This is a genomic window from Bacteroides sp. MSK.20.12 (genome assembly GCF_019052435.1).
Lineage (GTDB): Bacteria > Bacteroidota > Bacteroidia > Bacteroidales > Bacteroidaceae > Bacteroides > Bacteroides xylanisolvens.
In genome coordinates, this window is sequence record NZ_JAHQVH010000029.1 from 24,407 (window position 1) to 43,882 (window position 19,476).

Here is a 19,476-nt window from a genome sequence, read left to right on the forward strand (position 1 = left end):
GATTCTACATATAATATTTAACGCATATGGAATTTTTGTAGCATAATAGCATTTACTTTCAGACCAGATTCCTCCAGTCAGTAACATGTTTGCTTTCTTTCCTCTCTCTTTTCAAAGGCAACGCATTCCCCTCCTTATCCACATACTTCCCCATCAGTTCCTCAATCAGCTTCTTGTTCTCCACCTGGGAGGAGAACAGTTCAAACATGTCCGTTTCCCGGATGGAATGCAGTGTCATGGCCGCCCTGTATGATTTGTTCTCGTCCGAGCCGGCACCATTCAGGTTAAGCAGCACGTCGCCTACATTGAGCAGGTCAGCAGGAGTAACCATCGGAGCAATGGCTTCCGTTTCGGGAGAGCGGCTGTCCAGTTCCTCCTGTTCTTCTTTCAGCATTCTCATCTCCTCCAAAGGCAGTTTGCATTCCACTTCATCTTCCGGAATATCCTTATCCGCTCCGATAAAATCACTTCCGGTTTCCAGTTGCTGGCTCATGTAAGGAGCGACGGTCTTTCCGGCATTCTCGTCCAGATAGACAAATCGGGTAGCTCCCATCACATCCTGTGCATTTCCCGGTTCACCGTTGTCTTTTTCTGCTTGTGGCCGATTGCGGGGAGTATAAAGCAGATCACAGATTTTACCTATTCTCTCTTTTTGTTTCCATACCTTATATAACAGATAAGCGGTACAGCCGAACCGTATTGATAAATAAACTATTTCTTCCATTCTATTGGCTTTTGAGTTGCTTCTTGATTATATATTTCATTGATGATATGCTGATACCTTTCCAGATGGTCTGACAGTACACTCCCTAAAAACATGGGGACAGACATTTCCGGTGCAATGACCGGCAATACTTTGGCAACAGTCCTGTACAATGTATCGTTAATATAGGTCTGCCTTCTTGCTCCCGATAGTTTCACTTTCAGAAACCGGCTCCGGTATTCATCTGAATCAGCCGCTCCATCCGGTGTTTTTTTTATTTGCTGTCTGGAAGAACCGCTTTTCTTCTCCTGTTTCTCCGGACAAGGTCCAGCCTGACTTTTTGTTTCCGGCTCCTCTTCCGGAGGAACCGTTCTTTCCAAAGCGGTCACATCTCCTGCCATCATGCGTTTCAATGCCTCCTCGTCCACTTGGTAATCCGTTCTTCTTTTAGTGGTCATAATTGTTTTTATTGAAGTTTCAGTATGGTTTCTATTTCCGCTGCCAGCAGGTCCAGACTGCTTCCTTTCATTGCGGAGGAAGATGGAGGGAACAAAGTGCTGCGGAACAGAGGCCCTTTCATTCCGGAGTCTTTTTTGTAACGTTCTGCACTGGGAATGACGGTTTCCAGTACCGGCAATTTCAGCGAACGGAAAATTTCAGTATAGCCGTTATACAGGTCTTTGGAAACACGTTTGTCCATCCGGTTCCAGAACATATGGATACCACGCAAGGGTACATCCTTATGTCGGTGCATGTATTCCCGGACGGCAAGGACAAAAGACATACTGCTCCGCATTGCCATTCTTTCCTGCGTGATGGGGGTGAATACATAATCCATATTGATTACGGACTGGAATACACCGGGCACATTTACGGTACCCGGAAGGTCAAAAAGGACAAGGTCATAATCTAGCTCCGACTTTTCAAGAAAGCGTCCGGCCGTTTCCCGGGCTTCTTCCGGAGTGGAGTTCAGGATGCTGTAGGCTTTCCTACCGCTTGCTCCGAACTGTTCCACCAGCTGGTTTTGCAGATGCACGTTCTTTTCAATGTTTCCCACTTCCCAGTTCCGCATGGTACTGATGCTGTGCTGTGGATAATCACAATCCACCACCAGTACGTTATACCCCTTCAGGTAATGGAAGTAACTGGCGAGCAATACCGTGAACGTGGATTTTCCCACACCGCCTTTCTGGTTGCTCAAAGCGACAAATAAAGGTTCTTTCTTCATAGGCTTGAATTTAGAGTGTATAATTTGTTTCATATCTGTCCGGATTTTTTCGTTTCATCACACGGCAATGCATCCGTTGGTATACGGCAATGACGCATTGTTTGCCGGTTTGCATGAATACATTGCATACCATATTGCACCAGTGTAATACCGGTTGCCGATGGGCATTGCCATATAAGGTGCATTGCATTCATGCAATATGGGGTTCAATGTATCCCATACTGCATTGCACGGATGCAATGTATTCCGTCATGCAGGATTGTCGTGCAGCATATATGGCATTGCACATATATGGATGATGCCGCATTCACACCATGCACCACCTGTGGCAGGCAAGCAATACCCCTTACAGGACAATGTTTCAATGTATGCCCTCATGCACTGTGCCAAAAGTAGCGGCTATTTTTGAAACTTCCACCAACATTTCCCCTACCTGACATCAGATGTCATCAGATGTCATCAAATGTCATATCAAACGCTGTTTACCAATCGGTTATCACTGTCTAATTTTGCAAAATCGGAATCAGACGATGGAAAAGAACTGACTTCGTCGGATCACAGCGTTCCGTGAACGTCGCGCAGCAATCCGACGAAGGAGGGTTCTCTGTTCAAGCGAACAGAGCAAGTTGTGTTTTCGTCCGACAAAAAGTCTTTTGTCCGACAAAAACAACTAGCCCGGCTAAAAGCCGGGGGAATCCGCTCCAAAGTCGCGGATTCCGGAAGAGAAAAAAGTACAAACCAAAAATCTCATGTGCATGGAGAAAACAACAGGGACAAGGACGGGCAGAAAGCCCAAGAGTGATCCGGCGGACCGCAAGTACAGCTTCCGCCTGAACGCCGAGGAGAACACAAGATTTGAAAAATTGCTGGCGGATTCGGGAGCCGGGGACCGCACGCTGTTCATCAAGAAATCCATCTTCTCGGGACAGATTAAAGTTGTGAAAATCGACAAGGCGACAATGGACTACTACATCAAACTGACCGAATTCCACAGGCAGTTTCAGGCCGTCGGAAACAACTACAATCAGGTTGTCCGGACCTTGAAGAACAATTTCGGGGAAAAACGTGCGATGGCATTGCTCTACAGGTTGGAGAAACTGAGCATCGAACTGATGCTTGTATGTAAAAAAGTCATGGTGCTAACCCAGGAATACGAGCGGAAATGGTTGCAAAAATAAGTCACGGAACAAGCCTTTACGGAGCACTTGCCTATAACTACGACAAAGTAACGGCAGGTACCGCCGAGATTCTTTCGGGCAACCGCATGATTTCCGACAGATTGGGATTGCCCAGTGAGGACATACGTCTGGCATTGCTCTCTTTTGAGAACTACCTGCTGGCAAACCGCAATACGGAGAAGCCCGTCCTGCATATCTCCCTTTCTCCGGCACCGGAAGACCAGCTGACTGATGGGCAATTGGTAGAGTTGGCGGAACGGTATATGCAGAAAATGGGCTATGGGAATCAGCCGTACATAGCCTACAAACATGCCGATACCCATAATGCCCACATTCATATCGTTAGTGTCTGTGTAGACGGACAGGGAAAAAAGATCAGTGACGCCTACGAGCACCGCCGTTCCATGACCGCCTGTCGGGAACTGGAAACGGATTTCGGCTTGCGCAACGGAGCGGACACGGAAAGGCGGAATCCGAAAGCGGAACTAAAAAAGGTGGATGCTTCCTTGGGGGATGTCCGCCATCAGGTAGGCAACACCCTTAAAGCCGTACTGGAAAGCTACCGTTTCCAGACTTTCGGGGAATACAGCGCACTGCTTTCCACACTCAACATCGAGGCGAAACAGGTCAGGGGGGAGTACACCGGCATACCCTACACCGGCATTGTCTATTCTGCCACGGATGATACCGGCAAGGTGGTCAGTCCGCCGTTCAAGAGTTCACGTTTCGGAAAACGCTTCGGGAATGAACTGTTGGAAAAGCGGATGTTGATGAATCTGAAAGCTCTCAAAGAGGGGAAATGGGCACCCTCCATACAGGCGGACATCGCCCGTGCCTTGCGGCAGGCGGATTCACGGAAACGGTTTGTGGAACTGCTGGGGCAAAAAAATATTGATGTGGTGTTCCGTGAGAATGAGCGGGGACGTATCTACGGTGTCACCTTCATTGACCACGACCGACGGGAAGTGTTCAACGGTTCACGCATGGGCAAGGAGTTTTCCGCCAATGTGTTCAACGACTATTTCAAATGGTTGGAAAACATACCCGAAAAGGAACGGGGCGGACATTCCGCTACAGAACTTCGGCAGCATCACCGCCACGAATCCGGCAGCACGCTCGAACTGGCGGCGGGCATACTTTCGATGGAAACCAACCCGCGTGACTATGAGGAGGAAGCCTTTGCACGCCGCATGAAGAAAAAGAAGAAGACCGGACGCAAACGTGGCATTTAGACAAAACAAGTATCAACCCATTTATATACAATTCTTATGCAGCAGGAAGACGATTTGAGGGCGCTTGCCAAGATCATGGAATTTGGCAGGGCCGTGAGTATTTTTCTTTTGGTGGTACACGTCTATGTGTATTGTTATCCGAGTATCACCGCGTGGAACTTGAACCTTGCGGTGATGGACAGGATTTTGGTGAATTTCAATAATACGACCGGGATTTTCAACTGCATTCTCTGGAGCAAACTGTTGGCAGTGCTTCTGCTGGCCGTTTCCTGTCTGGGTACGCACGGAGTCAAAGGTGAAAAGATAACCTGGCCTAAAATTTATGCGGCGCTGGTGGCAGGATGCGCACTGTTCTTTCTGAACTGGTGGTTGCTTGAGCTGCCATTGCCGCACGCGGCAAATACCGCATTCTATATTTTTACTCTTACGGCAGGCTATCTCGCCCTGCTGATGTCGGGGCTATGGATGAGCCGCCTTTACAGGCACAACCTCATGGAAGATGTGTTCAATATGGAAAATGAGAGTTTCATGCAGGAAACCCGACTGATGGAGAATGAGTATTCGGTAAATCTCCCAACGAGATTCTATTATAAAAAACGCTGGAATAACGGATTTGTCAATATTGTCAATATTTTCCGTGCCTGCATGGTTATCGGAACACCGGGTAGCGGCAAGTCCTATGCGATAGTCAACAGTTACATACGCCAGCTTATAGCCAAGGGCTTTGCGATTTACATCTACGATTACAAGTTTGATGACCTGTCCACCATAGCCTATAATTCTTTGTTGAAGAATATGGACAAGTACGAGGTCAAGCCCCGGTTCTATGTCATAAATTTCGACGATCCGCGCAGGTCTCACCGGTGCAATCCTATCAATCCGGAATTTATGACGGACATTTCCGATGCGTACGAGGCGAGCTATACGATAATGCTCAATCTCAATCGCACCTGGATTGAAAAGCAGGGTGACTTTTTTGTAGAATCCCCCATCATTCTGCTTGCTGCAATAATCTGGTATCTGAAGATTTACAAGAACGGGATTTATTGTACGTTCCCGCATGCGGTGGAATTACTGAACAAGCCTTATTCGGACCTGTTCACCGTCCTGACTTCCTACCCGGAGCTGGAAAACTACCTTTCTCCTTTCATGGATGCATGGAAAGGAGGGGCGCAGGATCAGCTCCAGGTGCGCCCGTAAGGGCATATAATAAATATAGCTTTGGCAAGCTATTAGGTTCGTGTTCTTTGAAATAATAACCTATCACCAGCCGACTTATCCATTCAACGAAAGACGATGGGGAGTGTAGCATGTCGGTAAAGCCACGAGTGAACTAACTGTCAAGTTCTGACCGTGTGGCGAGGTGAAACGATAGATATGAGGATAAAGCCTATACTGGTTGAACGATAGTCTAAGCGGCTCGATGGTTAAGCCTTGACGGAAGACAGTTACAAACGTCAAGCCGTGATACCCAGCTTCGCCTTGTAGGATGCATGGGCAAAAAGAACTTATCACGGAGCAACTACATACATAGTAAAGGACGAAAGTCGTATCCGACAATCTATCATGCCAATAGTTATTATATGTCTAAACGGGGATTGCCTAAGTGGGGCAACCCATATGGCAACAGAGCTTCCGTAGTAGTCCGAGCAAGGGAAAGCCTTGTACATGGCGAAGGGAAGCAGCCAATATCGTTTAATGTCAAATTTTGGAAAATGTGAGAGACATGAAAAGAAATCCAGAAAAGATATTAAACAGTCTAACACAACATAGTTCCGACTTGGCTTACAAGTTTGAACGTTTGTATCGGTTACTGTTTAATGAGGAGATGTACTACATTGCCTACCAACGTATTTATACGAAACAGGGCAATATGACGAAAGGTGTCGATGGAAAAACCATTGACGGTTTCTGTATATCCCATATTGAACGGTTGATAGGTACACTCAAAGATGAGACGTACCAGCCAAATCCCTCTCAGCGAGTGTACATTCCCAAGAAAAACGGGAAAATGCGACCGCTGGGTATTCCGTCATTCATTGACAAACTTCTGCAAGAAGTTATCCGAATGATTTTGGAAGCAATCTACGAGGGCAGTTTTGAAAATTCTTCTCACGGTTTCAGACCACAGAGAAGTCCGCAGACTGCACTTTGGAGCATACAAAAGACATTCAACAATACAAAATGGTTCATCGAGGGAGACATTAAAGGTTTCTTTGACAATATAGACCACGAAGTATTGATAGCTATTCTTTCAGAACGTATTTCAGATATGCGTTTTCTACGCCTTATCCGAAAGTTTCTGAATGCCGGATATGTGGAAGATTGGGTATTTCACAAATCGTATAGCGGAACACCACAAGGTGGGATAATAAGTCCTATACTGGCAAATATCTATCTTGACAAGTTCGACAAATACATCAAAGAATACACTCAAAAATTCAATAAGGGAAAAAGGCGCAAAGAAAATCCGATAGCAAAACAACTTGGGCAGAAAAAATACTACTTGACAACAAAGCTGAAACAAGCAAAGAATGAAACGGAACGGCGACTACTGTTGAAACAAATTGAAGAAGTTGTCAAAGAACGTCTGAAATATCCAGCAAGTGATGAAATGGATGCGGACATGAAACGTCTAAAATATGTGAGATATGCGGATGATTTTCTCATTGGTGTTATTGGCAGCAAAGAGGATTGTATCAAAATCAAAGAGGACATAAAGCAATTTATGGCAGACAAATTGAAATTGGAACTATCTGATGAAAAAACGCTGATAACCAATGCAAGAAAACATGCTAAATTTCTCGGCTATGACGTATTTGTACGCAAATCCAATGACACCCATAGGGATAAAAACGGACATTTGACAAGAAGCTTAGACCATAAGATAGTCCTGTATGTGACTACCGAAGTGATGCGGAAGAAGCTCCTTGAATATGATGCGGTAAAGATTACTGTTCAAAAAGGTAAGGAGGTTTGGAAGCCCAAAGGACGTACATATATGCGCTGTCTTGATGATTTGGAAATTATAAGCCAATATAACTCTGAAATCATGGGGTTCTATAACTTCTATTCGATTGCAAATAATAGTCCCGTCATTGACTCTTTTTATAACATCATGGAATACAGTATGTATAAGACATACGCCGCAAAGTACAGCACTTCTAAAAAGAAAATCATTGCGAAGTACAAGAAGAACGGAGTATTTGCCATACCGTACACCAATAAAAGGGGATATGAGTTCAAACGTGAGTTCTACGACAAAGGCTTTAAGCGAAAGGAACTGCCCAATCGGTATTTGGATGACAAACTGCCAAACACGGTTGCCATAACAGGCGGCAGAAATGGACTAATCAAGAGACTTCAGGCACGTGTATGTGAAAATTGCGGTGCTACGGACAATCTTGAAATGCACCATGTACGCAAATTGAAAGACCTAAAAGGCAAAAGTGATTGGGAAATTAAAATGATTTCACGTAACCGCAAAACATTAGCAGTATGTTCAGTATGCCATCACAAAATACACGCAGGAAAGTTAGACTGAATGAGAAGGTGGAGAGCCGTGTACGGGGAGACCTGTATGCACGGTTCGGAGGCGAGTGCTTGGAAACCTACCACTGTAAAAAGTGGCAAGGCGCTGGGTGCTTAGCCTATGGCCAGATTGCTTCGGCAAAAATCCCCCTTACGCGTATGATTTCCCCACAACTATACTGGGTGATGACAGGAAATGATTTTTCGTTGGATATCAACAATCCGAAAGAACCCAAATTACTTTGTGTCGGCAACAATCCGGACAGGCAGAACATCTATTCGGCTGCACTCGGACTATATAATTCCCGTATTGTCAAACTTATCAACAAGAAAAGACAGCTCAAATGTGCCGTAATCATCGATGAGCTTCCCACCATTTATTTCCGGGGGCTTGACAATCTGATTGCAACGGCACGAAGCAACAAGGTGGGCGTGCTTCTGGGTTTTCAGGATTTCAGCCAGCTGACCCGCGATTATGGTGAAAAGGAGTCCAAGGTTATTCAGAACACGGTGGGGAACATATTCAGCGGGCAGGTGGTCGGAGAAACCGCAAAGACACTTTCTGAACGCTTCGGCAAGGTGCTCCAGCAGCGTCAGTCCGTTTCCATCAACCGTCAGGATGTTTCCACTTCCATCAACACGCAGCTTGACTCGCTCATCCCGGCATCCAAGATTGCCAATCTGTCGCAAGGTACGTTTGTCGGGGCTGTGGCGGATAATTTTGGCGAGAAGATAGAACAGAAAATATTCCATGCCGAAATTGTTGTAGACCATGCGGCGGTCAGTGCGGAAGAAAAGGCCTACAGGAAAATCCCTTTCATCAACGAATTCAAGGACAAGGACGGTAATGACATCATGATGCAGCAGATTCAGCGTAACTACGACCAGATCAAGTCGGACGCGCAGGCCATCATCAACGAAGAGATGGACCGTATCAAAAACGACCCGGAGTTATGCAAGCGATTGGGGCTGGATAATGAAAAAACATCCAAGAAGGAGTAATCCTTCCTATCATTAAATATCAATGAAGTGCGTGGGGGGGGATTTTCCCATCAATTCCCCCCATACTATTAGGCCGGAGCTCTGCAATAGGAGTATTCCTTTCATCTACTTCCCGAACTCCACGACAATCTCCGTCACTTCCCCATGTACTCTCCGCACATTCAGCACCCGTGCAGGAATCCCATGGTTGAAGCAGCATTGGATAAACTCCATCCCGATAAACACTCCTGTATTGTATTCCCCTGTATCGTTCTCCGTGTTTTTGCAGAAAGTTACGGTTCCTTTCATCTTTTCATTCCTTCTCTTGCGGTATTGCGCTTCCTTTTCGTACATCACAAAGACTTCTCCTCTGACAATCTGCACCTGTTGGCCTTCGGTTTGTAGGAATTGCAGGTAACTTTCCAGCAGGTCTTCCGGGCATCCGCTATGGGATAGCATGTTTCTTATCCCTTGTATCTGAATCGAATTTTCCATTGCTTTTTATTTGGCTATGATTATCTTTTTATCCTTGATGACAAGTGTGTCTTTCCCGCCATGATTCGTCAGACTTACATCTTTCAAGTCAATACGGCTGTTGGAGATGGAAAACTCCTGATGAATCGTATCGTTCCGCAGGAAGTGGATGTCCTGTTTGTACAGGTTCGGAATGGAAAAGAACAGGGCTATGATTCCGCCCATGCAGCATATCATCAACAGGGTAAAGGCAACAAACCACCGCTGGTATTTTCTGTCATCCAAAACCTTCACCTCAACCGGTGCAGGATCTTCGTTGATTGTTGCCTTTTTCTGGTTGCATATCACGCGGCATCTCAAATTGGGGAATTCATGCACGCTGAACAGGTCCGGAATCTGTTGCAGGAATTGCAAGTATTGTTTGGTTTCCATCTGCACTTCCAGTTCCATGGTTACACGGATGACACTTCTTTTCATTATCTTGGGTTTTCCTGTTGACCCCGTGGGTTTGGCGACATTGACAGGACGGATGTCCGATACGCCTGTGTCCACACTCATGGCAAGCTCCACGCCGATGTTTCCCAACGAGGGGGCATCTACCGGATGGCTTCCATAAGGTGAAGAGTTTTCCGTTCCTTCATATTCCGCTATCAGGTCTGCTATTTCCCGCACCTCGGTTACTGCCACGTTCTTTGCCTCTGCATTCACAAAGGTGTCTACTTTTGCCTTCACTCTGTCGGTCAGAAAGGCTTTTATCTTGTCTTTGTTTTTCTTATGGATAAGGTAGCTCGGATACTTCTTTGTGAAGTTCCGGGCTACGTTTTCTATATAGCTTGCTGTATAATTGTAGTCGCAATTTATAGAAATAAATAAATCTAATTTTATTAAATACGAATTATTTTTCATTGCTATATATTAATTTATATAAAAACATTTCAAGCTCTTTTGATTCATAAAAGGACCAAATAGAGTAACTAAACATATTCCCATCTAATTCTAATGGTATTACTTTATGTTTAGAATACTGTTGCCTTACAAAAAGTGATATTTTTTGCAATTCTTTTGGGGTCAAAGAACTATTTTGAACAAAATATTCACCAGAATAATCTTTCCCAATAAAAATACTATCAGAACTAGACATATACTTTATACACATATATAATGCATATCCCTTAGCCTCTTTATATCTAATGTTATTTGAATCGTTAGCCCAAATAGAACATCCCCAAAACAAAAAATATAAAAAAACTATTATTTTAGCTCCCATAACAAAATTCGTTGTGTTTTTATTTCTCTTTTTCTATTATTAGATAAATGTACAGAATATTTCATATTGAAATAATAATAAATAGAATTGGGATCATCATGATTAGGATTTCCTGGATAAATAAGATGTTTACCATCCCACAAAGTAAAATGTCCACTAGCATTTCCCCACCCAGAAACTTCAAATACAATAATACCTTTTTTATTATTGAATTTGTCAACAGCATTAGGACCTGCTTTTTCTTCTATATCTGGTTTATTAAATAATTCATACAAATATTTTTTTAAATCTGCTACACGAATCCAGTATTTATATTTATCTTTTCCTATAATAGTTCCACCTCTTGACGGAGCATTTGGAAGAGACACTCCACTATAATTTAAAGCTTTACTCATCCTAATTGCACAAGAGTTTTCCCAAGAAATAGGATCGTTTTTATAATATTGAGGTAATCCTCCTCCTATTGATTCATATAAATCTATAGTTTTAATTTGTGAATTAGGATAAAATTTGAACATATCATTCCAACTTGGTCGTTTAATCTCAATAGATGAAGTTAGCATTTGATCTACTTCTATGATAATTTTTCCCATTTTATATTATTTGATTTTTAAAGAATAGTTTACAAATAAATTTTCTATTACCAATTCGTTCACATTATCAACACGTTTTCGAATTATCAGTGTTTTATCTTCATTATTTAATAAGAAACTGTTATCCACAGGAGTAATTTTAAGTGTTACATATTCTCCTATTACGTATCCTTTTAGTCTAATATGAATATTTATATCTGTATAATGTCTTGAACATTGTTTTAATGGTATAAAATCCTTCCCATAAGACCATGATACTGATAAAATTCTTTTTTCTGTTTCTTTTATCTCATTACTTAATTGGGATAAAAGAAAATCAGATATTTCCGACACTTTCCACACCTTCTCCCTAACCTCCAGATTATTCCTTTTGATAATTCCCGGTGACAAATACAGCACCATCATCATCGGAGAGTTTCCGGCACTCATATACTCCTCTATTTTCACACAGAAGCAGTCCCAGAACCGGAAAATATCCACTATTTCCACTTCGTTGTAGATAAAATGGATTTCCCCGTTGTGCATGGCCCCTTCGTTCAGCCAGTCATAGAAGAACTGTTCTTCACCCTTGCACTCAAACGCAAGCGTAATCAGGTCTCCCTCGACCGGCAGACACTCCCGATTGCCGATTTCCTCGCATACTTGGATGTGGAGTTGTATGATTTTTCTCAGATTCGGGTCATCATAGTGCCGGATGTGGCACCGATAGTTATAATAGAGTATCGGCACCTCCATTCCTCTTATTTTCAGAATAGTTTCATAAATCATGATAATACAGTTTCAGGTGAATGATTATGGTAATAGGTCACGGCTGATCCAATAGTATGTCTGCCCGTTGGACTGGAACGGCTTGCCGGCGGCTTCGTCCAGCAGTTTTTTCTTTTCCTTGAAATATTCAATCAGCATGTCCAGCTCCGCATCCGTAATCATTTTCTTTTTCCGCAAGTCCTTGACACGGTAAACTTCAAAGAAAGGATAGTCGGTCGGGCAGGAGGTAAACCTTTGCAAGGCCTCTGACAGGGGCATTCTCAGGAAAGTCTTTCTCCCTACCTTGCAATATCTGTCCCTGTTGCGCCCTGAAAGGAAATGTCTGACCAGTTTTCTTCTTACACGTCGGGTTGAGGCATATTCCGGTGCGTTCAGGCTGTCCGTCTTTACACGTACGGTAGATTCTTCGGCATCTGTCTGTAGGTAGTCGTCCGGACAGTCGCAGATATCCACCTTCGCTTGCTTTTTCTTTTTGACCGCTTCGTATTTATAGTCAACGATCAGCTTGGAGGGTGCTTCCACATACTTTCTCAACCGTTTGAACTCCTCTTCGTTGGCAAGCAGATAATAGTCCAGTGTGGAGGACAGCGAGTCCGGCAGTACGATTGGCTGTGCAGGCAGGCTCCAGGCAGGTTCGGTATCCGGAAGTACGGATAGCATGGGGTGTACCCCCGACTGGCGGATATGGTAATAAGCTGTCATTGTCGAATCTGTCCTATATCGGTGTGTACCCACTTCGTCGAATGCCCTTGCCAGGCTGTTGCTCAGCAGGGTATTGTCAAACTTCACTTGTATCAGCATGGAATCCACGGCGGTGGTCAGTCCTTCCAGTTCCAGCGATTCGTTCTTTTGCGGAAACACCAGCCATCCCTGTGTCATGCTCCGGTTTGGAAAGTCCAGACAATAGGTGTTATGGTTCACCTCCGCATATTCGTTTTCATTTCTGATTTGTTCGGGATATACAATCAGTTCCCGTTTTTTCCGGCTGATGCGTGGTGCCGAGCAGTCTATCATGTTCCCGATTTGCAGCACGAAGTTGTTGAAGTTGTCCGGTTCTCCTCCGTAGAGCTGGAAGCCGATCATGCGGCAGTTGTTTTTTACCAGCTTGTTCACCAAGGTGGAGTCTGCCCACTCGCTGTTGAACCCTTTATCGCCGATGACAACCAGAATATTGGTTTCATCCGGACATTTGTTGAATTGCTCCACTCCGATCCGAAGGCCGGACCAGCTGCCGAATCGTCCGTATGTAGGTTTCAGTTGCTCGGCATTACGTGCTTTGGCGGAAAGGAAATCAAGCAGCTCCATGTAGTCGGGAGTCAGTTTGCAGATGGGGTCTTTCCGGTTGTCCGGTTCATTGAAGGTAAGCACGGCACCGAACCTGAAAGAAAAGCTGTCGTCATTCACCAGTTGCGATTGCAGTCCCTGGATGGCATTCACCACGGCTGGAAACCGTTGGATGGTGTTCTCTTTTCCTTCCAGGACAAACATGAGGTTTATTTTTTGCAGGTCCTTCTCTATCTTGTTTTTGAAAGTCCCGTAATAGATTGGATTGCCGTTGACATTCAGCACATAGCTTTCCCGTTTGTCGATGACCGGCATCGGAAGCCGGGTTTTGAAGCAGAAGCTCGTGTCATTGTTCCGGTAGGACAGTACCGGGCTGTAGCGGATAGCAGGCTGGCTGGCCGAAAATTGCAGTTTCCACTTCAGGTCGTTGGATGATAGCGGCAAGGTGTCTTTCCGTTCCCTGTCTTTAAAGACAAGCGTGCTGTCCGGCAGCGAGGTTAGGTCTATATGGAGCTGCTGTTCGGGGGCGGTCAGCAGGCGTTCGTCTATCCATCCGATGACAGCATGCCCTATGCTGTCTGCGTCAAGCTGCGGCTTGTCTGCCACGAGGGTGCATCCTTTGTCTTCCGATATTTGATAAGGATATACGACACTGTAAAATGGAATCTTGCCAGCCTCTTGTGTCAGGTCTGTATTTTTGAACAGTTTTACGGAGTCGTTGGCAAAATACGTTTTTGGGGTGACCAATGCCACGCTGTCGTTCAGCATGACCACCTGTTTGTTTTTGAATCCGGTAACAATGTCGGTAAAGCCGCTCCGGGTCAGCAACAGGTCGTTTTGGTTAATCCATCCGCAGTATTTTGCCTGTTTCCATTCTTTCAGTTTTCCGTTCTTCAGAATGGTGGGGTCGTATCGTATCAGCCTGAGCCAGTCTCCTTTTCGCTTGATGACGAGAAATGCGTCCATGTATTTCACAGACTGCATCTCGTTCTTTCCGCTCGGGCTCAGATAGGTCGTTCCTGCTTCATTGGCAAAGACAATCCACGGGGTATGCTTGGGCAGTGTCTGGCTGCGGGGAGCCTTTACCCCTTCTATGGAATAGTTCCGCATATATTCACGGGGTACATTCTTTATCCGCGTAAAACGGTGTACCGGTCCGCAGGATGCCATACAGATGATGCATCCGCAAATCCATCCTCCTTTTATGAGTGTCGATATGCAATTCTTTTTCATGCCTCATTTGTTTTTTTGTTCGGAAAAGCGTTCGTGCTGTGTTACCATCAGCTGCATCACACATTCGTTGTTCAGGTTGTCTCCCATATCGACGAACACCTCGTCTATAAGGGTTTTCCTGCGTGCTATGATTTTCAGTCCTTGGCAATAGGAATAGAAATCATTCTTCTTGCTGTTGTTGACGGTTACCGCTATGTCCGGATTTCCGCAAAGGTATTTCTTCAGGATATAATTGTAATGGGTATTGAACGGCTTGCCGTCCACGATGGCTTGCAAGTGTTCACGGATGTCATTGCCGATGATGACAAGCACGTCTGTCGAGTCGTTCTCCGTATATTGGGGAAGGATTTCAATGGTGTGCCGGACCGGATATTGGGTATTCTCCGTAGTCAGCAGAACCTCGTATATGCCGGGTTCTGTATAGGCGTAGAGTGGGTTCTGCTCCCGCGAATCGACAATTCCGGATTCTCCGAACTGCCAGCGCCATTCTTTCGAAGGACCGTATCCTTTGAAAGATACGATTTCTCCTTGAAAGGCGGTTGCCGGTGCTTTCATCCTGACAAGCTCGTCGCTTCCGTAATCATCCCGGCTCCTGTGTACTGTGATGATCTGTTTCCTTTCCAGTCCTCCGTCCACTTGAAGGCGTACTTGGTAGCGTCCCGGTTTCTTGAACACGTATTCTCCGCTCCGTTCGTGTGATATGTCCCCGTTGCCGAATTCCCAAAGCCAGGAGCGTGCGTTGCGGGTGCTGTCTGCATAATGGACCGTTTCTCCGGTTTCCACCTCTATGGGGGTCAGTGTCATACGCACGGTGCGGCTGGAAAAGAACAGCCGGATCAGTATGGCGACAAGGATGCACAGCAGCATGGCTGCGATTACGAACAGAATCTTTCTGGTATAAATTTTTCCCATATCATTTGTTTTTAGTTCCTGAGCGCAAGTCTTCCTCCTTTTTCTGCAAGCCTATCTCGCACTCCTCCAGATTGGCTTTGAACAGACTTATGTTTTGTCCGATACTCCATAGCTGTTTCCTGTCGGACAGCCACATGGCATAAAAGTCGGCAATGTGCATGAACAGCTTGTATCGCTTGTCCCAGCTGTTCCTTTCGTATGTGTTCCGCAGGTTGTTTATCAGATAATGGATGTCGTCTTCTTCATACTGGGCGTAAACGCCCGGTTCAAATGTTTCTATTTTACGGAACAGGGAGTCCACCGACAACTGGCTTTCCGCTTGTTCCTGCTGGAAATCCTTGATGCGGTTCATCTTGATCTTTACGAACTCTTTCTGCTCAAACATCTTGAAATCTGAGTTCCACATGAAGATTACCAGACAACACGCTACGGTTGTCAGGAAAAAGAACAGGAATACATAGGCATGTCCCATGAATATTTCCCGTTTGTTCATTGTCTTTCTGTTGTTGTCCATGGCTTTCCGTTTTATTGTTTGTTGCCGCCGGAACCCACATTCAGGTTACGCCTTGTTTTCCAGTTGTCTTGGATGCACTGCATCAGGTCTTTCTTCACCATCTCTTCCTGGATATTCAGCAGACGGATGGAGTCTTTTACCCCGAGGAAGATGTTGAGGTTTTCCAGCAGCTGCCTGTAAAGCCTGCAATCTTTGGTGTCCATGCCTTGGACATATTTGAGCAGGTTCATCTTGCGCGTACTGACAACGCTTTGCAGGAGCTTGTCGTTTATTTGCGGTGAAGTGTTCATCAGTTTCATGTACTGGTAGATGGAGTCCATGCTGTTCGACAGGGACAGCTCTTTGGCATAGATATGGTCATATTCCAGTGCCTGCTCCGTGATTCGCTTTACTTCTATGCCGGAGGTTTTCAGGAAACAGGCAAAGATGCTTACCGCAAGGATGGTGCAGCATGTCAGATAGCCCGCGAATCTCAGATAGGCTTTCCTTACTTCTGTGTTGTTTTTCGGTTTCATATAGGATGATGTTTTATATTCATAAATAGGTGCTGATACCCAGATAGGCGCCTTGTTCGATTGGGGTTCCCAGCCTGAACCGGGCATCTTCCTGCTGGATGATGTAGCGGATCTGTATCTCCTTGTCCGAGGGAAGGAACAGTTCTGTCAGCGCATTCAGTATTTTACTGTCGGCAGCACCGGGAAAGAAGTTCTCCATCCGTCGGGCGGACAGGGGACCGATTTCTACCAGCATCTGGTAGGTGCCGTCGGCAAAACTGTTTCCCAGAACCATGTCGTCTCCCAGAATGCAGCTTCCCAATTTGGGAATAAGGCAGGAATCCACTTCCACCACGCATTTGTCTCCTCTCTTGATATGCACGGGCACACCGGTCAGAATGGTCATGCACTCGCCGGTTTTGGAGAGGCTCGCTGTAATCTGTTCCATATAGGCCAGCATATGGATAAGCATGACCGCCAGATGGGTCGGCAGCAGTTCCAGTACGGGCCATTGACCGGAAAAGATGCTTACGAAATCCGGATGTACGTTCATCTCGTCAATGCGGCGTTCCTTATTCTGGAAGGCTACCAGCATATGGTCCAGGGAGATTTCGAAAGGCTTGAAGAAACGGCGGGCGAAAAATTCCTCTTCACGGTGGATGCGGATTTCGTCCAGCACCTGTTCCTTCGATATTTTCTCGGACTGGTAAAGGTTCTTGTGGAATATGCCTTCGGGCAGCTCGTCATAAAGGCTTCTCCTGTTCACATAAAGATACAGGTAATCCGTCAGGTCATAATGGGAATATTCCGGGTGGATGTCATGGATGTCTTTCGAGAATCCGCGCCGGATGTCTCCCCGTCTGAATATGAGGGTACGCTCTGCATCATACCCGGCCTCTTTCAGTCCGCTGGCCACCACTTCCGCCTTGAAGTCGGTATCCGGCAGGTTGAATGAATGGGAATGTTCGTCAAACCGTACTATTTTATCTTGTTCTTCCGTCATGTCCGTTCGCTTATAGGGGATTAGTCCAGTATGTTCCAGCGTGACTCGCTCGATTCTTTCGGTTGTCTGGAGCGTTCGGCGACAACGATGTTTTCCTTGTGCTTGCCGATATATTCCAGACGGCTGAGGGTTGTCCACAGGTCATTGAACAGGTATAGGAAACGTTCCGCCGTAACCATCAGTTGGCGGATATTGTGGTGGTTGTACAGCAGCCCGCAGTTTTCCCTCAGCAGGCCTTCGTAGGCACCGGGAGTGATGCCGTTCCATTCGTTGAAGTATTTCAGCAGGTCCTCCTTGTCTTCCTTGTCCATGAAACTCAGGCATACATACAGGCGGTGAGCCAATGTGGAGAATACATTCAGGAAGTGTAGCGGTGAATAGTATTGCCCCTCGTTGCGGAAGGAGAAGTAGATATCGGATATGAACAGCATGACATGGCGGCACAGCATACCGATGTTGGTGGCCAGGCTGGTCTGTTTTTCTGCATTCTCCACTTTGGCAAGGATGTCAAACGAAGCTTTTTCTATGGAATCCACGAGTTGCCCGAATTTGGTATAGTAGCCTTTCAGGTCCGGATGGCTGGACATGCTTGTGCATGGCGGGATGAAGTTTCCGTCCACTTCACAGCGGTTTCCGTTCTTGCGCAGGCGGCCGATCAGCAGAAAGTGTCTTCCCAGCTCGCTTCCGTCGGTCTGTCCGCTCGGCAGCACGCTCAACGCATATTTGGGTAAGGCATTGGGCTGGCGTGGACTGATTTCCTTCTCGTTCGGAATGCCCGAAGGAAGATGCTCGAAAGGGTCTGCCATCAGTATGACATCCCACCGCTTGTCCTTTTCTTCTTCCTCTTCTGTAGGGATATGGAAACTGGCGGTGAGTTCGTCATCCTCACCGGCATCATAATCTATCAGGTAACCTCCGGAAGTAAGGGCGTGGCAACGTTTCAATCGGACTTCCAAGGTGCCTGTAACGAGTTCCGTAATGCTGAAATCGCCGGAAACCGGTTCTCCTTTCTTGAATGGCAGGAGTCCGTAGGTATTGCGGTTCAGATGAAACGACTGGTATTCGCACAACCGGTCCGTAAAGTGGTCTTCCTGTTGGGTGAAATGCCCTTTGTTTACGGGCATTCCGTCCGCCCAGTTTACCAGCGGATATTTTTTCTTTTGGCTCTGTTTTCCTATCATAATGTTTCTATTTAATATTCGTTATACTTTATAAGTTCGTTTGCCACACGCTTGGCTATGATTACATCGTGTCTTTTCAGCTTGTTGCCGGCAAGTGTAACGTCGGGGTCTATATAGCGCCGTCTCTTGAAAAAGGACGGTTTGGTATAGAATACCCATTCGTAATAGGCTCCTCCTTCATTCTTATATACGATGGGCGAAGACGGTGATTTGAGGTTGCAGTCGTCAATCATGCGCTGGAACCACTGCCCGAAGATGACATCCTCGGATGCCTTGCCGGTTATGCGTTCCGATGCGGGGTCATCCACCCTGCGGAATATGTCCACATCCATTACGATGCTCCGTTCACGGTTGATGTACAAGGTATCCGAGTCATATTCCTCCGAATATTTCCATACTTTATAAATTTCAATGGGTATGTCGAAATAGCTGTTCACCGTTTGGGAATACAGGAGTGGAAATGCAAAGGGCAGCAGGCAGGTGGAGGCCCAGATGCCGTACTGGAGTTCGTTGCAGAGGTTGAACACTACGGAAAAGAGTCCGGCTCCCAGAAGCATGACCGTAACCGTCAGCAGGCATTGGATGCCGAAAGAAGGCATTTCCTTGCTTGACGCGAACACTTTGCGAAGGATGAGCCGGTTGTAATATCCGGCAGTCCAGTACAGGATGACCAGCAGGATGTAGGCATAAGGCATGAAGTTATAGTCCATGAATCCGGACAGGCCGGGCAGGGCAAGGATTATGCCGCACAGCAGCAGATACGCAATCAGTTTTTTGTTGTTGAGCAGTTTGTTCTTGCGTGCGATAAAATAGGCCGCGATTCCGAAAATCACGGTCAGCAGCGGCATCAGCAGGTACGATGAAATGAGATGTTGGGTAACTGGGTTCATAAGTATGGTA

General features: G+C 45.9%; 18 protein-coding genes and 2 pseudogenes. 5 read left to right on the forward strand and 15 right to left on the reverse strand.

Annotation, left to right across the window (positions count from 1 at the left end):
- Positions 1 to 58: 58 nt before the first annotated feature.
- From KTR06_RS15515 to KTR06_RS15525, 3 genes are read right to left on the reverse strand one after another with little or no spacing between them, the layout of a single operon-like run.
- A complete protein-coding gene (locus KTR06_RS15515; protein ID WP_005802631.1) occupies positions 59 to 724 on the reverse strand; it encodes a DUF4122 domain-containing protein in 666 nt (221 codons plus the stop codon).
- On the reverse strand, positions 712 to 1,161 hold the full coding sequence (locus KTR06_RS15520; RefSeq protein WP_004288745.1) for a DUF3408 domain-containing protein: 450 nt from the start codon (positions 1,159 to 1,161) through the stop codon (positions 712 to 714). Before KTR06_RS15520 ends, KTR06_RS15515 begins: the two co-directional genes overlap by 13 nt.
- An 8-nt stretch (positions 1,162 to 1,169) precedes the next feature.
- Positions 1,170 to 1,964, reverse strand: a complete 795-nt coding sequence (locus KTR06_RS15525; protein ID WP_151853394.1) for a ParA family protein — start codon at positions 1,962 to 1,964, stop codon at positions 1,170 to 1,172.
- Between the two features lie 722 nt (positions 1,965 to 2,686).
- Between KTR06_RS15525 and mobA the strand changes: the two genes are divergently transcribed.
- The 5 genes and pseudogenes from mobA to KTR06_RS15550 all read left to right on the forward strand — a co-directional run.
- Positions 2,687 to 3,109: a conjugal transfer protein MobA gene (mobA, locus tag KTR06_RS15530; protein WP_005858641.1), complete on the forward strand. Its 423-nt coding sequence runs from the start codon at positions 2,687 to 2,689 to the stop codon at positions 3,107 to 3,109.
- Positions 3,094 to 4,341 (forward strand): conjugal transfer protein MobB, encoded by a 1,248-nt coding sequence (gene mobB, locus KTR06_RS15535; RefSeq protein WP_005858639.1) that lies wholly within the window; start codon positions 3,094 to 3,096, stop codon positions 4,339 to 4,341. Before mobA ends, mobB begins: the two co-directional genes overlap by 16 nt.
- Positions 4,342 to 4,377: 36 nt before the next feature.
- Positions 4,378 to 5,529, forward strand: a pseudogene (locus KTR06_RS15540) (YWFCY domain-containing protein); the annotation flags it as partial.
- A 538-nt stretch (positions 5,530 to 6,067) separates the two neighbouring features.
- Positions 6,068 to 7,885, forward strand: coding sequence for a reverse transcriptase domain-containing protein (locus KTR06_RS15545; RefSeq protein WP_032945878.1), 1,818 nt, complete (start codon positions 6,068 to 6,070; stop codon positions 7,883 to 7,885).
- A gap of 107 nt (positions 7,886 to 7,992) precedes the next feature.
- A pseudogene (locus KTR06_RS15550) lies at positions 7,993 to 8,874 on the forward strand (TraM recognition domain-containing protein); the annotation flags it as partial.
- A gap of 105 nt (positions 8,875 to 8,979) precedes the next feature.
- Here the strand turns inward: KTR06_RS15550 and KTR06_RS15555 are convergent.
- The 12 genes from KTR06_RS15555 to KTR06_RS15610 are packed head-to-tail and all read right to left on the reverse strand — an operon-like array spanning position 8,980 to position 19,466.
- On the reverse strand, positions 8,980 to 9,348 hold the full coding sequence (locus KTR06_RS15555; RefSeq protein WP_117601207.1) for a hypothetical protein: 369 nt from the start codon (positions 9,346 to 9,348) through the stop codon (positions 8,980 to 8,982).
- A gap of 6 nt (positions 9,349 to 9,354) precedes the next feature.
- Positions 9,355 to 10,233, reverse strand: coding sequence for a translation initiation factor 2 (locus KTR06_RS15560; protein ID WP_217290529.1), 879 nt, complete (start codon positions 10,231 to 10,233; stop codon positions 9,355 to 9,357).
- A complete protein-coding gene (locus KTR06_RS15565; protein WP_005802620.1) occupies positions 10,223 to 10,594 on the reverse strand; it encodes a hypothetical protein in 372 nt (123 codons plus the stop codon). Before KTR06_RS15565 ends, KTR06_RS15560 begins: the two co-directional genes overlap by 11 nt.
- A complete protein-coding gene (locus KTR06_RS15570; RefSeq protein WP_005802619.1) occupies positions 10,579 to 11,187 on the reverse strand; it encodes a type VI secretion system amidase effector protein Tae4 in 609 nt (202 codons plus the stop codon). The genes KTR06_RS15565 and KTR06_RS15570 overlap by 16 nt, the downstream gene beginning before the upstream one ends.
- A gap of 6 nt (positions 11,188 to 11,193) precedes the next feature.
- A complete protein-coding gene (tssD, locus tag KTR06_RS15575; RefSeq protein ID WP_217290530.1) occupies positions 11,194 to 11,955 on the reverse strand; it encodes a type VI secretion system tube protein TssD in 762 nt (253 codons plus the stop codon).
- A gap of 24 nt (positions 11,956 to 11,979) precedes the next feature.
- Positions 11,980 to 14,472 carry a type VI secretion system protein TssR domain-containing protein gene (tssR, locus tag KTR06_RS15580; protein WP_217290531.1) on the reverse strand — a complete coding sequence of 831 codons (2,493 nt, stop codon included), beginning with the start codon at positions 14,470 to 14,472 and terminating at the stop codon, positions 11,980 to 11,982.
- A 3-nt stretch (positions 14,473 to 14,475) separates the two neighbouring features.
- A complete protein-coding gene (locus KTR06_RS15585; RefSeq protein ID WP_004288733.1) occupies positions 14,476 to 15,384 on the reverse strand; it encodes a PKD domain-containing protein in 909 nt (302 codons plus the stop codon).
- A gap of 1 nt (position 15,385) precedes the next feature.
- Complete coding sequence (locus KTR06_RS15590) at positions 15,386 to 15,898, reverse strand: type VI secretion system transmembrane protein TssO (protein WP_217290532.1); 513 nt, start codon at positions 15,896 to 15,898, stop codon at positions 15,386 to 15,388.
- An 11-nt stretch (positions 15,899 to 15,909) separates the two neighbouring features.
- The gene (locus KTR06_RS15595) at positions 15,910 to 16,413 is read right to left on the reverse strand and encodes a type VI secretion system TssO (RefSeq protein ID WP_004288731.1); all 504 of its coding nucleotides are present in this window, start codon (positions 16,411 to 16,413) and stop codon (positions 15,910 to 15,912) included.
- Positions 16,414 to 16,432: 19 nt separating this feature from the next.
- On the reverse strand, positions 16,433 to 17,395 hold the full coding sequence (locus tag KTR06_RS15600) for a type VI secretion system baseplate subunit TssG (RefSeq protein WP_217290533.1): 963 nt from the start codon (positions 17,393 to 17,395) through the stop codon (positions 16,433 to 16,435).
- Positions 17,396 to 17,415: 20 nt separating this feature from the next.
- Positions 17,416 to 18,576, reverse strand: a complete 1,161-nt coding sequence (locus tag KTR06_RS15605) for a hypothetical protein (RefSeq protein ID WP_004288729.1) — start codon at positions 18,574 to 18,576, stop codon at positions 17,416 to 17,418.
- 11 nt (positions 18,577 to 18,587) lie between these two features.
- The gene (locus KTR06_RS15610; RefSeq protein WP_005858621.1) at positions 18,588 to 19,466 is read right to left on the reverse strand and encodes a TssN family type VI secretion system protein; all 879 of its coding nucleotides are present in this window, start codon (positions 19,464 to 19,466) and stop codon (positions 18,588 to 18,590) included.
- Positions 19,467 to 19,476 lie beyond the last annotated feature (10 nt).

Coding starts and splice junctions, on each gene's coding strand:
- KTR06_RS15600 (WP_217290533.1), bottom strand. CDS start 17,395: ATGACGGAAGAACAAGATAAAATAGTACGGTTTGACGAACATTCCCAT.
- KTR06_RS15595 (WP_004288731.1), bottom strand. CDS start 16,413: ATGAAACCGAAAAACAACACAGAAGTAAGGAAAGCCTATCTGAGATTC.
- KTR06_RS15545 (WP_032945878.1), top strand. CDS start 6,068: ATGAAAAGAAATCCAGAAAAGATATTAAACAGTCTAACACAACATAGT.
- KTR06_RS15565 (WP_005802620.1), bottom strand. CDS start 10,594: ATGGGAGCTAAAATAATAGTTTTTTTATATTTTTTGTTTTGGGGATGT.
- tssD (WP_217290530.1), bottom strand. CDS start 11,955: ATGATTTATGAAACTATTCTGAAAATAAGAGGAATGGAGGTGCCGATA.
- KTR06_RS15585 (WP_004288733.1), bottom strand. CDS start 15,384: ATGGGAAAAATTTATACCAGAAAGATTCTGTTCGTAATCGCAGCCATG.
- tssR (WP_217290531.1), bottom strand. CDS start 14,472: ATGAAAAAGAATTGCATATCGACACTCATAAAAGGAGGATGGATTTGC.
- KTR06_RS15525 (WP_151853394.1), bottom strand. CDS start 1,964: ATGAAACAAATTATACACTCTAAATTCAAGCCTATGAAGAAAGAACCT.
- KTR06_RS15590 (WP_217290532.1), bottom strand. CDS start 15,898: ATGGACAACAACAGAAAGACAATGAACAAACGGGAAATATTCATGGGA.
- KTR06_RS15555 (WP_117601207.1), bottom strand. CDS start 9,348: ATGGAAAATTCGATTCAGATACAAGGGATAAGAAACATGCTATCCCAT.
- KTR06_RS15610 (WP_005858621.1), bottom strand. CDS start 19,466: ATGAACCCAGTTACCCAACATCTCATTTCATCGTACCTGCTGATGCCG.
- KTR06_RS15560 (WP_217290529.1), bottom strand. CDS start 10,233: ATGAAAAATAATTCGTATTTAATAAAATTAGATTTATTTATTTCTATA.
- KTR06_RS15605 (WP_004288729.1), bottom strand. CDS start 18,576: ATGATAGGAAAACAGAGCCAAAAGAAAAAATATCCGCTGGTAAACTGG.
- KTR06_RS15520 (WP_004288745.1), bottom strand. CDS start 1,161: ATGACCACTAAAAGAAGAACGGATTACCAAGTGGACGAGGAGGCATTG.
- KTR06_RS15570 (WP_005802619.1), bottom strand. CDS start 11,187: ATGGGAAAAATTATCATAGAAGTAGATCAAATGCTAACTTCATCTATT.
- mobB (WP_005858639.1), top strand. CDS start 3,094: ATGGTTGCAAAAATAAGTCACGGAACAAGCCTTTACGGAGCACTTGCC.
- mobA (WP_005858641.1), top strand. CDS start 2,687: ATGGAGAAAACAACAGGGACAAGGACGGGCAGAAAGCCCAAGAGTGAT.
- KTR06_RS15515 (WP_005802631.1), bottom strand. CDS start 724: ATGGAAGAAATAGTTTATTTATCAATACGGTTCGGCTGTACCGCTTAT.